This window comes from Saccharopolyspora sp. NPDC000359, assembly GCF_040300525.1.
Classification (GTDB): domain Bacteria; phylum Actinomycetota; class Actinomycetes; order Mycobacteriales; family Pseudonocardiaceae; genus Saccharopolyspora.
Map to the genome: position 1 here is coordinate 60,656 of NZ_JBEPDU010000040.1, position 12,558 is coordinate 73,213.

12 protein-coding genes are annotated in these 12,558 nt (G+C 74.4%); 4 read left to right on the top strand and 8 right to left on the bottom strand.

Annotated elements, in window-relative coordinates:
• Nucleotides 1–6 precede the first annotated feature (6 nt).
• The 7 genes from ABT324_RS23970 to ABT324_RS24000 are packed head-to-tail and all read right to left on the bottom strand — an operon-like array spanning nucleotide 7 to nucleotide 8,229.
• The gene (locus ABT324_RS23970) at nucleotides 7–1,353 is read right to left on the bottom strand and encodes a PfkB family carbohydrate kinase (protein WP_351181713.1); all 1,347 of its coding nucleotides are present in this window, start codon (nucleotides 1,351–1,353) and stop codon (nucleotides 7–9) included.
• A complete protein-coding gene (locus tag ABT324_RS23975; RefSeq protein WP_351181716.1) occupies nucleotides 1,350–1,925 on the bottom strand; it encodes a D-sedoheptulose-7-phosphate isomerase in 576 nt (191 codons plus the stop codon). The genes ABT324_RS23970 and ABT324_RS23975 overlap by 4 nt, the downstream gene beginning before the upstream one ends.
• On the bottom strand, nucleotides 1,922–3,127 hold the full coding sequence (locus ABT324_RS23980) for a glycosyltransferase (RefSeq protein ID WP_351181719.1): 1,206 nt from the start codon (nucleotides 3,125–3,127) through the stop codon (nucleotides 1,922–1,924). Before ABT324_RS23980 ends, ABT324_RS23975 begins: the two co-directional genes overlap by 4 nt.
• Nucleotides 3,124–4,083 (bottom strand): glycosyltransferase, encoded by a 960-nt coding sequence (locus ABT324_RS23985; protein ID WP_351181722.1) that lies wholly within the window; start codon nucleotides 4,081–4,083, stop codon nucleotides 3,124–3,126. The genes ABT324_RS23980 and ABT324_RS23985 overlap by 4 nt, the downstream gene beginning before the upstream one ends.
• Nucleotides 4,080–5,096, bottom strand: a complete 1,017-nt coding sequence (locus tag ABT324_RS23990) for a glycosyltransferase family 9 protein (protein WP_351181725.1) — start codon at nucleotides 5,094–5,096, stop codon at nucleotides 4,080–4,082. Before ABT324_RS23990 ends, ABT324_RS23985 begins: the two co-directional genes overlap by 4 nt.
• A complete protein-coding gene (locus ABT324_RS23995) occupies nucleotides 5,093–6,595 on the bottom strand; it encodes an HAD-IIIA family hydrolase (protein ID WP_351181728.1) in 1,503 nt (500 codons plus the stop codon). The genes ABT324_RS23990 and ABT324_RS23995 overlap by 4 nt, the downstream gene beginning before the upstream one ends.
• Entirely contained in the window at nucleotides 6,592–8,229 is a 1,638-nt protein-coding gene (locus tag ABT324_RS24000) for a carbamoyltransferase family protein (RefSeq protein ID WP_351181731.1), read from the bottom strand. Before ABT324_RS24000 ends, ABT324_RS23995 begins: the two co-directional genes overlap by 4 nt.
• A gap of 216 nt (nucleotides 8,230–8,445) precedes the next feature.
• On the opposite strand from ABT324_RS24000, the gene ABT324_RS24005 reads away from it, so the two are divergent.
• From ABT324_RS24005 to ABT324_RS24015, 3 genes are all read left to right on the top strand, one after another.
• Nucleotides 8,446–9,348, top strand: coding sequence for a polysaccharide pyruvyl transferase family protein (locus ABT324_RS24005; protein WP_351181734.1), 903 nt, complete (start codon nucleotides 8,446–8,448; stop codon nucleotides 9,346–9,348).
• Nucleotides 9,345–10,223, top strand: a complete 879-nt coding sequence (locus tag ABT324_RS24010) for a glycosyltransferase family 2 protein (protein WP_351181737.1) — start codon at nucleotides 9,345–9,347, stop codon at nucleotides 10,221–10,223. The genes ABT324_RS24005 and ABT324_RS24010 overlap by 4 nt, the downstream gene beginning before the upstream one ends.
• Before the next feature lie 61 nt (nucleotides 10,224–10,284).
• Nucleotides 10,285–10,752, top strand: a complete 468-nt coding sequence (locus ABT324_RS24015; protein ID WP_351181740.1) for a GAF domain-containing protein — start codon at nucleotides 10,285–10,287, stop codon at nucleotides 10,750–10,752.
• Nucleotides 10,753–10,759: 7 nt separating this feature from the next.
• On the opposite strand, the gene ABT324_RS24020 is transcribed toward ABT324_RS24015, so the two are convergent.
• Complete coding sequence (locus ABT324_RS24020) at nucleotides 10,760–11,722, bottom strand: NAD-dependent epimerase/dehydratase family protein (RefSeq protein ID WP_351181752.1); 963 nt, start codon at nucleotides 11,720–11,722, stop codon at nucleotides 10,760–10,762.
• Between the two features lie 189 nt (nucleotides 11,723–11,911).
• On the opposite strand from ABT324_RS24020, the gene ABT324_RS24025 reads away from it, so the two are divergent.
• On the top strand, nucleotides 11,912–12,558 hold a 647-nt coding region (locus tag ABT324_RS24025; RefSeq protein WP_502949786.1), incomplete at its 3' end, for a glycosyltransferase family 2 protein.

Genomic DNA, 12,558 nt, shown 5'->3' on the forward strand with positions numbered 1-12,558 from the left:
CTCCGTTCAGGCCGGTAGCCGCAGGTCGCGCAGCATCCGGCTCGTCGAGTAGCCGTCCACCAGCGGGACGAGCACGGTCCGCCCGCCGTGGCGCTCCACCACGCGCGCCTCGGGCAGCTGCGCGGGCTCGTAGTCGCCGCCCTTGACCCAGACGTCCGGGCGCAGCCGCTCCAGCAGCGAGCACGGGGAGAGCTCGTCGAACACCTCCACCGCGTCCACACACTCGAGCGCCTCCAGCAGGCACCGGCGGTCGTCGGCGCGCACCACCGGGCGCGGTGGCCCCTTGAGGCGGCGCACCGACTCGTCGGAATTCATGCACACCACCAGCACGTCGCCAAACGTCCGAGCCCGGTTGAGCAGGTCCACGTGCCCCGGGTGCAGCAGGTCGAAGCAACCACCCGCGGCGACCACCCGGCCGCCCCAGGAGCGGATCCGGTCCACGCGGTCGAACGACGAGCCGGTGCGCCGCGGCGGTGGCGGCTCGGTCCCGTCGAACGCCCACGTCCCGGCGCCGCCCTCCGCCACGAAGTGGCTGGCGCTGTCCACGCCGTAGTGCACCGCCTCGCGCAGCGAGGCACCGCGGCCCAGGGCCAGGGTCGTGGCGACGGCGAAGCTGTCCCCCGCCCCGCAGGTGTCGGGGTTGGCGGCCGCGAGCTCGGGTGCGGGCAGCAGTTCGCCCGGTGGGTCCAGCACCGCGCCCGCGGCGCCCAGCGTGATCGCCACCGCGCCGCACCTCCACCGCAGCCGCAGCGCGCTGGCCCCGCCCGCCGTCGCCGCCCCGGCCCCCAGCAGCAGTGCCTCCGCGTGGTTGGGCACCACCAGGTCGGCGCGCGGCAGCGGTTCGCTCCCGCGCGGGTGCGGGTCCCACACCAACGGGACGTCCGAGGGCAGGCGCGCCAACTCGCGGCGCAGCCAGGAGTTCGCCGTGATGCCGCGCCCGTAGTCGGCGACCAGGACGGCGTCCGCACCACGCAGCGCCTCCAGGGGGCCGCCCTCCAGTGGCAGGTCCGGGACGGTCCCGTCCCCGGTGTCGAGCCGCACGAGCGACTGCCCGTCCGCGCGCACCCGGGTCTTGCTCGGCGTGCCGCCGGTGAACGGCGCGTCCAGCAGCACGCACCGGGCCGCCAGCATCCGGCCCAGCTCGCGACCGGCGGCGTCGTCGCTGCGCCCGGTGACCAGCGTGACGTCGGCGCCGTGGGCGTCCCCCAGGACCGCGGCCAGCGCGGCACCGCCCGGCCGGTTCCGGCGGGCGGACACGTCGACCACCGGGACCGGGGCATCCGGGCACAACCGCTCCGCGCCACCGGTCAGGTCCACGTCCAGCAGCGCGTCTCCGACGACGACGAGCTTCACGGCTGCGCCTCCGCGGTTTCGGCGGTCAGCGCGTCGAACTCGGCGCACAGCGCGTGCACCAGCGCCAAATGGACCTCCTGGATGGTGGCGACCCCGGCGGCCTCCACCGAGATCGCGTCGTCGCAGGTCGCGGCGAGGCTGTTCGGCGCGGGTCCGGTCAGCGCCCAGGCCCGCAGCCCGATCTCGCGGGCGGTCTTGGCCGCGGCGATGACGTTGTGGCTGCGGCCGCTGGTGGACAGCGCGATCAGCACGTCCCCGGGGCGGCCGTGGGCGCGCACCCCCCGGGCGAAGACTTCCTGCTCCCCGTAGTCGTTGAGGATCGCGGTGAACGCCGAGGTGTCGGCGTGCAGCGGGATCGCCGCGTAAGGCTTGCGGTCGCGCAGGAACCGCCCGGCCAGCTCCCCGGTCAGGTGCTGGGCCTCGGCGGCGCTGCCACCGTTGCCGCACGCGAGCACCCGGCCACCGCCTTCCAGCACGGTGACGAGCTGGTGGGCCCAGGCGCGGACCTTCGGCGCTGCGCCGCGGGTGCGGTGCGCGGTTTCGCTCAGCGCGGTGAAGTGCTCCTCGATCACGGTGCTCCCCCTCCCGGTACGAATGCCGCCACCTGCCGGTAGACGGCTTCGGTCTGCTGGACGAGCTCCGACCAGTCGTAGCGCGCGCGGACCCGCTCGACCCCGGCTGCGCTCAGCTCCGCCCGCCACTCCGGGCGCGCGAGTAGCGACCGCACCGCTTCGGCCACCGCGGCCGGGTCGTGCGGTGGCACGCGCAGCCCGGTGCCGCCGTCGACGACGGTGTCCAGGTGGCCGCCCACCGCGCTCACCACCGGCGGCACGCCGCAGGCCATCGCCTCCAGCGGCACGGTGCCGAACGGCTCGTACCACGGTGCGCTGACGACGACGTCGACCGACCGGTAGAGGTGCGGTGCCCGGTCGTGCTCGACCTGGCCCAGGAACCGGGTCCGGTCAGCCACGCCCGCCTGCCTGGCGACGGCTGCCAGGCGGGCGACCTCCGGGTCGTCGTCCCACTCGCTCGCCGGTGGTCCCCCGGCGACCAGCAGCTCCGCGCCCGGGATGTCGGCGAGCGCGCGGATGGCGATGTCCACGCCCTTGCGCTCGACGAGCCGACCGATGCACAGGATCCGGGGGCGGGCGCGCACCTTCACCCCGCGCGGGTCCGGCCGGAACCTGGCCAGGTCGATGCCGCAGGGCACGACGGCGGCCCGCTCGCGCGGCAGCCCCATCGCGGTGAGCTCCCCGACCTCGTCGGAGCAGGTCGCGATCACGCGGTCGGCGCCCCGGGCGACCTCGGCTTCGAGCTCGATCCGCTGCGGCGGGCTGGTGTCCTTGTCGCCCTGGTGCCGCCGCTTCACCCGGCCCAGCGCGTGGAAGGTCTGCAGCACCGGCACGCCCGTCCCGGCCGCGCCGCGCTGGGCCGCCACCCCGCTCATCCAGAAGTGCGCGTGCACGAGGTCGGGTGGGTCCTCCGCCCACCTCTTGGCCAGCCGCTCGCCGAACTCCTCCATGTGCGGCAGCAGCTCGTCCTTCGGGATGGCGGTCGCCGGTCCGGCCGGCACGTGCTCGACGGCGAACCCCGCCCCGGTGCGCACCACCGGCGGCAGCGACTCGGCGTCGCGCCGCGTGTGCACGACGACGTCGTGGCCGCGGCGGGCCAGGCCGGTGGCCAGCTCAGCCACGTGGACGTTCTGCCCACCGGCGTCGACCCCGCCGAGGGCCGCGAGCGGACTCGCGTGCTCGGAGACCAGGTCGATCCTCATCTCGAGACCTCCCCCAACAGCTCGTCCCAGTCGGCCAGGAACCGCTCCAGGGAGTACCGGCGCAGCGCTGCGGTGCGGGCCGCGGCACCGGCTTCCCGAGCGAGGTCGAGGTCCCCGGCGAAGGTCGCGATGGCCCTGGCGAGCTCCAGCGGGCGCGTGGTGACCACCCCGGCTGACGGCGGGACGGCTTCGACCGCTCCGGTGCTCGCCAGCGCGACGACCGGCATCCCGAGGTGCATCGCTTCCAGCAGCGCGAGGCCGAGCGACGTCCAGCGGAACGGGTGCACGTACACCCGGCGGGCGGCCAGCGCGGTGTGCATGTCCCGCTGCGGCAGGTCCTCGTGCGCGCTGATCCGCGCGGAACCGAGGTGCTGCGGCAGGTCGCGCACGCCCATCCCGAAGAGGTCCAGCGGCGCGGCGGCCGCGCACCCGGGCAGCAGGTCGGTGCCGACCAGCCTGCCGCGCCGGATCGGCTCGTTGATGACCGCGCCCGCCCGCGGGAGCTCGCCGGTGAAGCGGTACCCGGGGTCGACGATGCCGTGCTCGATCACGGTGGTGGGCGCCCGCCCGCAGTCCCAGAACACCTCGTTGAAGTGCGTCACGTGCACCACCGGGATGTCGCGGCGCTCGGCGAGCGGGTGCTGGGTGCTCGCCGCCGGGCCGCGCGGCGTGTTGTGCTCGACGTAGACCGCCGGGACGTCGGCGCCCGGGCGGCGGCCCAGCCACTTCTCGGTCAGCTCCACCTCGTGCGGGCGCTGCAGGACGACGACGTCGACGTCCTCCTCCCGCAGCTGGTCCGGCTCGACCTCCACGGCGCGGTCCGGCCAGTCGAAGGTCCGGGCCCGCCCGCGCCCGTCGGCGTCCCGGTTCGGCGTCACCGGCACCAGGCAGGTGTGCCGACCGCGGACGAACGACGTCATCCACGACCCGTGCACGTGCCAGGCGAGGACCCTCATGCGGCCACCTCCTGCACGCGCTCCACCGCCGCCACGACGTCGGCGGCCGTCACCCGCGTCAGGCACGGATGGCCGGGCACCGGGCAGACCCGCGCCCGGGTGTCGGCGCACGGCGCGCGCTGGTCCCCGAGGACGACGCGAGGCACCCCGTAGGGCGCCCACCGCGCGGCCCGCACGACCGGCGCGAACAGCGACACCACTGGGGTCCCCACCGCTGCGGCGAGGTGGGCCGGGCCGGTGTTGGGCGCGATGACCGCGTCCGCTCCGGCGAGGACGGCGGCGAGCTCGGGCAGGTCCGTCCGGCCGCCCAGGTCCAGCCCCGCTGTCCCGGCGACCCGGGCGGTCAGCTCCCGCTCGGTGGCAGCACCCGTGACGACCACGCGCCGCCCGGCCGCGGCCAGCGCGCGCACCACCGCCGAGCAGCGGAAGGTCGGCCACTGCCGGGCCGGTACCGACGCCCCCGGGTGCACGACGACGTACCCCCGCTCACCGACCACTGTGGACACATCGGGCAGTGGGCCCGCCACCCGCAGCCTGCCGTCGTCCCCGCGCGGCAGCGGGAAACCGGCCGCGGCGGCCAGCGACAGGGCGCGCTCGGGCTCCGGGGGGTCGCCGTCGACCCGGTGCCGGACGTCGAGCAGCGAACCCGGGTAGTCCTCGCTGATCGCGGCGATGCGCGGCACCCCGGCCAGCCGCAGCAGCAGCGCGAGTGGCAGCGGCGACTGGTGGTAGGAGGTGAAGACCAACGCCTCCGCCGGACCGAAGCCCCGGATGCGCTCGACGAGACCACCCACCTCGGCGGCGGAGACCGGTCCCGGCTCGGGGTCGATCCACGGCGCGCACCACTCCACGACCTCGTCGACACCGGGCAGCAGCCGCGCACCCGCCGCTCCGCGCGGCCCGGCGAGCATGCAGACGGAGTCGGCGCGCGCGGCGACCGCCCGCACCGCCGGGCCCGCCAGGAGCACGTCGCCGATGTTGTCCAGGCGCGCGACCAGCACCCGCCGGCTCACCGCGACCTGCCCAGCAACCGCGCCACGGCGACCTCGATCGTGGGCGCCACGTCGGCGACGACCAGCGCCTCGGTGATCTCGTCGGGCTTGGTCCGCTCGGTGGGCACCAGGACCGCCCTCGCACCGGCGGCGACCGCTGCTGCCACGTCCGCACCGGTGTCGCCGACGACCACGCACTCCTCCGGTGGCGCACCCAGCTCGGCTGCGGCGCGCTTGACCAGGCCCGGCGCTGGTTTCCGGCAGCCGCAGCCGTCGTCCTCGCCGTGCACGCAGCACTGCCAGGTGTCGAACGGGCCCAGCTGCCGCTGCACCTCGGCGTTGACCGCGGCGAGGTCGTCCTCACCCAGCAGGCCACGCGCCACCCCGGACTGGTTGCTGACGACCCCGAGGGGAACGCCGTTCACCCGCAGCCGGTCGAGCGCGGCACGCGCACCCCGCTTCGGCCGCACCTGGCTGGGATCGCCGTTGTAGGGCACGTCGTGGATGAGCGTGTCGTCCCGGTCGAAGAGCACCGCGGCCGGTTTCCGCGGTCTGCTGCGGCCGTTCCGCCACTCGCCGCGCAGGCGGTGCCAGCACGCCGCCGGTGGGATCAGGACGCTCGTGACCGCCATCCGCGCGAGCTCAGCGGGCGTGCGCGGGCCGGGGAGGATCCGCCGCAACGCGAACTCAGCGGTCAGCACCAGCCACCCGGCCGCACTCACCTTCGCCGTCGTGCGCCACCCGGTGCACGCCGCGATCAGCGCGGTCAGCCCGGCAGCGGTGGTCGCGGCGTGCTGCTGGAGGCGCCCCGGTCCTTCCCCGATGCGCTGGCGCCACCGGTTGCCGTGCTTGCGGCGCATGATCGCGTTGTCCGCGTTGCCCGCCTGGGCCCGGACGCTCGCGCAGAACCCGGCCGCGCGCACCGGATGCTCGGTGGTGCGGCTCCCGGTGACCAGGCGCCGACCGGTCGACTGCACCCGCAGCGCCAGGTCGGCGTCCTCCCGGAAGGCGCGGCGGAACTCCTCGTCGAAGCCCCCGGTGGCCGCCAGGACCTCGCGCCGGTAGGCCATGTCCGCGGTGATCCACCACGCGTCGGCCAGGCCCGCGGTGCCGCGTTCCCAGTCGGTGGGGCGGCGGGTGCTCGGCAGCGGGACGCTGATCGCGGCCTGGCACCCGGCCACCTCCAGCGGCACGTCGAGGTCCACCGCGAGCTGTTCCCTCCACTGTGGACCCGGTACCACGTCGTCGTCGAGGAACACGATCCACTCGGCCTCCGCGTGGCGCCACCCCGCGTTGCGCGCCGCCGCCGGTCCGCGCCCGCCCGAGCGCACGGTCCTGGTGGCGAGCCCGGTCGCGGGCAGTGCCAACGGTGGTCCCGGTCGCGGGCGGTCGTCCGCGACGACCACCTCGCGCGGTGCCGGGCCGCTGCCGGAGTCGAGGGCGGCCAGCACGGCTCCGAGGCTGTCGCGGCCCGTCGTGGGGATCACCACGGCGTAGTCGACCTGCTGCGCCCCGCTCATCGCGCACCGCCGTGCCGCCGGACCGCGAAGGGCCCGAGCACCAGCAGGTCGATCGGGGAGGAGCCGAAGCACTCCAGCGCGTCGACCGGGCTGTCGACCATCGGGCGACCCGCGGTGTTGAAGCTCGTGTTGACCAGCGTCGGCAGACCGGTGCGCTCGTGGAAGCGGTCCAGCAGCCTGGCCAGCAGCGGTTCCCGCTCGCGGTCGACGGTCTGCGGCCGCGCCGTCCCGTCCACGTGCACCACGGCGGGGATGCGGTCCTGCCAGCTCGGTGCCACGTCGTGCACGAAGAGCATGTGCGGGCTCGGCAGCGGGCCGCGGGAGAACAGCTCGCCCGCTCGTTCGGCCAACGTCATGGGGGCCACCGGGCGGAACTGCTCCCGGCCCTTGATGTCGTTGAGGCGCTCGGCGTTCGCGGCGTGCCCGGGGTGCGCGAGCAAGGACCGGTGGCCCAGCGCTCGCGGCCCGAACTCGCTGCGCCCCTGGAACCAGCCGACGGTCCTGTCGCGCGCCAGCGCCTCGGCGGCCACGTCGGCGATGTCGGCTGGCCGGTCGTAGCGCACGTCGGCCGCCCGGAGCAGTTGTTCGAGTTCCGCATCGGACCACTCGCGTCCCAGGTCCGCACCGGTCATCGGGCTGATCGTCGCCCCACTCCCCGCGGCGACGTGCAGCGCGGCGCCGAGCGCTGTGCCCGCGTCCCCGGCAGCGGGCTGCACCCACACCTCGCGGAACGGTCCCGCAGCGGCCAGGCGCGTGTTCGCCACGCAGTTCAGCGCGACCCCACCGGCCAGCGCCAGGCAGTCCTGGTCCGTCCTGCCGCGCAGCCACCTGGCCAGGTCCAGCAGGACCTCCTCCAAGCGCGCCTGGACGCTGGCGGCCAACTGGGCGTGCACCTCGTCCAGCTCGGCGTCCGGTGCTCGGCGGGGCGCCCACCGGTGCCAGTCGACCGGGTCCACCTCGAAGTGCCCGTCACCGGTGCTGCGGACGAGCTCGGTGAGGTCGGGCAGGAACGTCGGCTTCGCGTAGGAGGCCAGCGCCATGACCTTGTACTCGTCGCTGGACCGCCGGAAACCCAGGTGCTCGGTCAACTCCTCGTACATCAGGCCCAACGAGTGCGGGAGGCTCTGCTGCGCGTGCACGCGCAGCTGCCCGTCGACGTACTCGCCCGCCAACGCGGAGGTGGACTCACCGCGACCGTCGGCGGTCAACACCGCGCAGTCGCCGAAAGGTGCTGCCAGGCCTGCGGATGCCGCGTGCGCCACGTGGTGCGGCACGAACTGCACGACCTCCGGGTCCAGGCCGGGCAGCGCGGTGCGCAGGAACTGCGGCGCTCGCAGCGCGAAGGTGGTGCGCAGGTGCTCCCAGTTGCCGTCCACCCCGGGCAGGTCGTGGTCCACCAGGCCGGGGTCGTAGGAGTAGGCGACCGCGTCCAGGTCCGACGGTGCCAAGCCAGCTGCCCGCAGGCACCACGCGGCGGCCTGCTCCGGTTGCTCCCACGCGGAGAAGGGGACCGGGCTCTTCCCGTGCTTGCGCCGGGAGAACCGCTCCTCCTCCGCAGCGGCCACGATGCGGCCGTCCACCACCAGGGCGGCGGCTGGATCGTGGAAAACTGCGTTGATCCCGAGGATTCGCACCGGTTCCCCCCAACCTGACCCGGAACTGCCAACGCCTCCGACTACATCGCTACCCTGCGAAGCGGCTCGTAAACACATCGTGCTCGGAGCCCTTGCCACACCAGGCCCTTCCTCGATCGACTCGGCCCAGTCGGTCACCACCCGGAGTTGACTGGTGGCATGTGCGCGGCGGCGGCCGGGTAGGCCAGTACGACTCGACGGGGGCGAGGAGGTCGCGTGCGTGTCCTGATCACCGGGTGGGCCAGCTTCCTGCACGGCGAAGCCACCGCGGGCGACGTCCTGAGCATGCAGCACGTCGCCACGGCGCTGGCCGAGCGGGGGATTCGCAACGACACCGCCTGGAGCCCCCGGTTCGCGCCCGGCGCCCTGCACCTGGCGGACGTACGACCGGAGTCCTACACGCACCTGGCGTTCGTCTGCGGCCCCGCGCACGGCTGGCAGGTGCGGGAGCTGCACGGTGCGTTCCCGGACTGCCGGCGGGTCGCGCTGGGCGTTTCGGTGCTGGACCCCGCTGATCCCGCGGTGACGGGCTTCCACGAGGTCGTCCCGCGAGATGGGGGCACCAGCTCCTCGATCGACCTCGCAGCCCCGGTCGCGGCACCGGGCGGGATCCCGGTCGTCGGCGTCGCGCTCGCCCCGGACCAACCCGAGTACGGGAGCAGGCGGGCGCACGATGCGGTGCACCCCGAGCTGCTGGCGTGGCTCAACCGGTTGGACTGCGCACGGCTGGAGCTGAACACCCGGCTGGCCCTGGACGACTGGCGCTGCTGCAACACCGCGGAGCAGTTCGGCTCGCTGGTCGACCGGGTCGACGTCGTGGTGACCACGCGGCTGCACGGGCTGGTGTTCGCGTTGTCGCGCGGCAGGCCCGCACTGGCGGTCGACCCGGTGCGCGGCGGCGGGAAGGTGTCCGCCCAGGCCGAAGCTTGGCGCTGGTCCGCCGTGGTGCGAGCAGAGGAGTTGGACGAGGACCCGGGTGGAGTGCTGGACCGGTGGTGGGCGTGGTGCCGCTCCGGCGCCGCGCGGGCTGCTGCGCAGGAGCGCCGCGTGACGAGTTCTCCCCTGCTGCGAACGGGAATTGACCGACTCCTGGACACCGAAGCCCTGGAGCGCAGATGACCGGCGCACTCGACACCACGGTCGTGATCGCGACGCGCAACCGCTGCGCGGAGCTCGACCGCACGCTCCACGAGCTCGCGGGGCTGCGGCAGCCACCGCAGGTCGTCGTCGTGGACAACGCCTCGACGGACGGGACCGCGCGCTTGGTGACCGAGCAGCACCCGCGAGCCCGCCTGGTCCGCGCGCCGCGGAACCTCGGTGCCGCAGGGCGGAACCTCGGGGTGGAGCTGGCGGGCACCACCTACGTCGCCTTCAGCGACGACGACTCGTGGTGGGCGGAGGACGCACTGGCCCGTGCCGAAGAGGTGTTCGCGGCGCACCCCGGTGTCGGGTTGATCGCGGCGCGCACGCTCGTCGGCTCGGACGAGCACCTGGACCCGGTCAACGTCGAGATGGCGCGGTCACCGCTGCCGACACCGGTCGGACTGCCCGGTCCCCGGATCCTCGGGTTCACCGCGTGCGCCGCGATCGTCCGGCGCGAGGCGTTCATGGTCGCTGGCGGGTTCAACGCCACGCTCTTCTTCGGTGCCGAGGAGAAGTTGCTCGCCTGCGACCTGGCGGCGGCCGGGTGGGACCTGGTGTACGAACCGACCGTGCAGGCCCACCACCACCCGTCCACCGCGCGAGCTCCGGCGCGGGTGCGGCAGGAGCTGGAGGCGCGCAACAACCTGCTCATCGCCTGGATGCGGTACGCACCGCGCGCTGCGCTGCAACGCACGTTCGCGCTGCTCCGCGAGTCCGCCACCGACGCGGTGAGCCGTCGCGCCCTGCGCGCGGCCGCGCGACGCCTGCCAACGGCGTTCGCGCAACGCCGCAAGCTACCAACCGAGGTGATCCGAGAGGTGGAGTTGCTGGCTCAGGTGACGTGGTCGTGAGTGCGTAACAGTGTTCGAACACTGTTACGCACTCACGACCACGAGCGAGGGGGCGACAGGTGTGGATGGGCGCCAGGCCCGTGATCGGGCCGTCGCAGCTGCTGAGCCGGTCCTGAGTGCGCTGCTGTCCGAGCTCGTCCAGACCGTGCCCGGTGCCATGATGGGCTGCCTCAGCAGCGTGGAACCAGTTCGCCTGTCACTGCACACGGATCACCGCGCCGCGGCGATCGACGCCGACCAGATCCGGGCGGGCACCGGACCGTGCGTGGAGGTCATGCGCACCCGCCGCGCCACGCACGCCGACATCACGCAGGTCCGGCTGTGCTGGCCCAGGTTCGCGCGCGCCGCCCGCGAAGCGCGCGTCTTCAGCTTCCTCGTCGTCCCGATCGCCCGCAGCCCACGGCTGAGCGGCGCGCTGAGCCTCTACGGAGGACATTCGCACGCCTTCGTCGACTCCGACCTGGCCACCGCCTCCAGCGCGATGCCCGGCATCCGCCGGAGGCTGCTCGACATCGCGCACCTCCGCTAGCCGAGCGCTACCCCGCTGCCGAGGCCGCCCCACCGGAGGTGAACCAGTCGATGGTCCGGCGCAGGCCCTCGACGACACCGACCTCCGGGCGCCAACCGAGCTCGCTGACCGCCACGGTGATGTCCGGGCAGCGGCGGCGCGGCTCGCCCGCCGCGGCGGCGACGTGCTGGATCCGCGAGCTGGACCCGGCGAGGCTGCGGATCAACTCGGCCAGCCCGCGCACCGGAATCTCCCCCGGCCGACCGATGTTGACCGGGCGCGACCGGTCCCCAGCCGCCACGGCGAGCAGGCCACGGACGGTGTCGTCCACATAGCACAGCGACCGGGTCTGGTTCCCGTCACCGTTGACGGTGATCGCCTCGCCCCGCAGGGCTTGGCGGACGAACGTGGACACCACCCGGCCGTCCCCGGGGCGCAGCCGCGGCCCGAAGGAGTTGAACACCCGGGCGATCCTGGTGCTGACTTCCCGGTGGGCGCCGTAGGCCGAGGTGAGCGCTTCGGCGTAGCGCTTGGCCTCGTCGTACACCGCGCGCGGCCCGACCGGGTTGACGTTGCCCCAGTAGTCCTCCGCCTGCGGGTGGCGGTGCGGGTCACCGTAGACCTCGCTCGTCGACGCGAGCAGAAACCGCGCCCCGTTGCGCTCGGCGAGCTCCAGGGCGTGCTGCGTACCGCTGCTGCCCGCACGAAGGGTTTCCAGCGGCATCCGGGAGTAGTCCACCGGGGACGCCGGTGAGGCCAGGTGCAGCACCAGGTCGATGCCGTCGGTGTGGAAGGCGTCGCGGGCGATGTCGTGCGCGACGAACTCGAAGCCCGGGTGGGACCGCAGCGCGGCGAGGTTCCGCTCGGCGCCGGTGCACAGGTTGTCCAGGCAGATCACCGAGGTGCCGCGGTCGATGAGCTCTTCGCAGAGGTGGGAACCGAGGAAACCGGCCCCACCCGTCACCACGGCCCGGCGGAAGTGCCACCCCACCACGACCACCCCTCCCCATCGGCTCGCGCTACGGCGCTACCCGGTGGGCCCGGGCCGCAAACCGCCCGGTTGCCCCCGCTTCCGCCGGGGTAACCGGGGACCGTGCTGGGAAGTGGGCAGAACCAACGGGTTTCCGTCGTGGTGCTGACGCACGACCGGTGCCCGGAGGTGGTTCGGACGCTGACGCACATGACGCGGCTCCGGGACGATCCGCCGATCATCGTGGTGGACAACGGCTCGACCGACGGCACCTCCGCGCGCGTTCGCGCCGAGTTCCCGGGAGTGCGCTTGCTGCGGCTCGAGCGGAACTTCGGCGCGGCGGCCCGCAACTGGGCGGTCGAGCACGTCTCGACGCCCTACGTCGCGTTCTGCGACGACGACACCACGTGGCAACCCGGTTCCCTCCACCGCGCCGCCGACGTGCTGGACGAGCACGACGACGTGGGCGCGGTGATGGGCCGCTGCCTGGTCGAGCCGGGCTTGCGCGAGGACCCGCTCACCCCGGAGCTGCGCTCGTCCCCGGTGCCCGCACCGCACTGGCTGCCCGGTCCGGCGCTGATGAGCGTGATGGCCGGGCTCACGACCTTCCGGGTGCGCGCGTTCCGCGCCGCCGGTGGGTTCTCCGCGCGGTTGTGGCTCGGCGGCGAGGAGGAGCTCCTCGCGCTCGACCTGGTGGCCAGCGGTTGGTGGCTGTGCTGGCGGGACGACATCGTGATCCACCACAAGCCCTCGACCAGCCGTGACGCCCGCCTCCGCCGCCAGCTCGGCATCCGCAACACCCTGCTGACCGCGTGGTTGCGCAGGCCGGTCCGCGACGCGCTGCGCCGCAGCGCGTC

Excerpts from the sequence above, each read along its gene's own strand:
- ABT324_RS23985 (WP_351181722.1), bottom strand. The coding sequence starts at position 4,083 with ATGAGGGTCCTCGCCTGGCACGTGCACGGGTCGTGGATGACGTCGTTC.
- ABT324_RS23995 (WP_351181728.1), bottom strand. The coding sequence starts at position 6,595 with ATGAGCGGGGCGCAGCAGGTCGACTACGCCGTGGTGATCCCCACGACG.
- ABT324_RS24010 (WP_351181737.1), top strand. The coding sequence starts at position 9,345 with ATGACCGGCGCACTCGACACCACGGTCGTGATCGCGACGCGCAACCGC.
- ABT324_RS23980 (WP_351181719.1), bottom strand. The coding sequence starts at position 3,127 with ATGAGGATCGACCTGGTCTCCGAGCACGCGAGTCCGCTCGCGGCCCTC.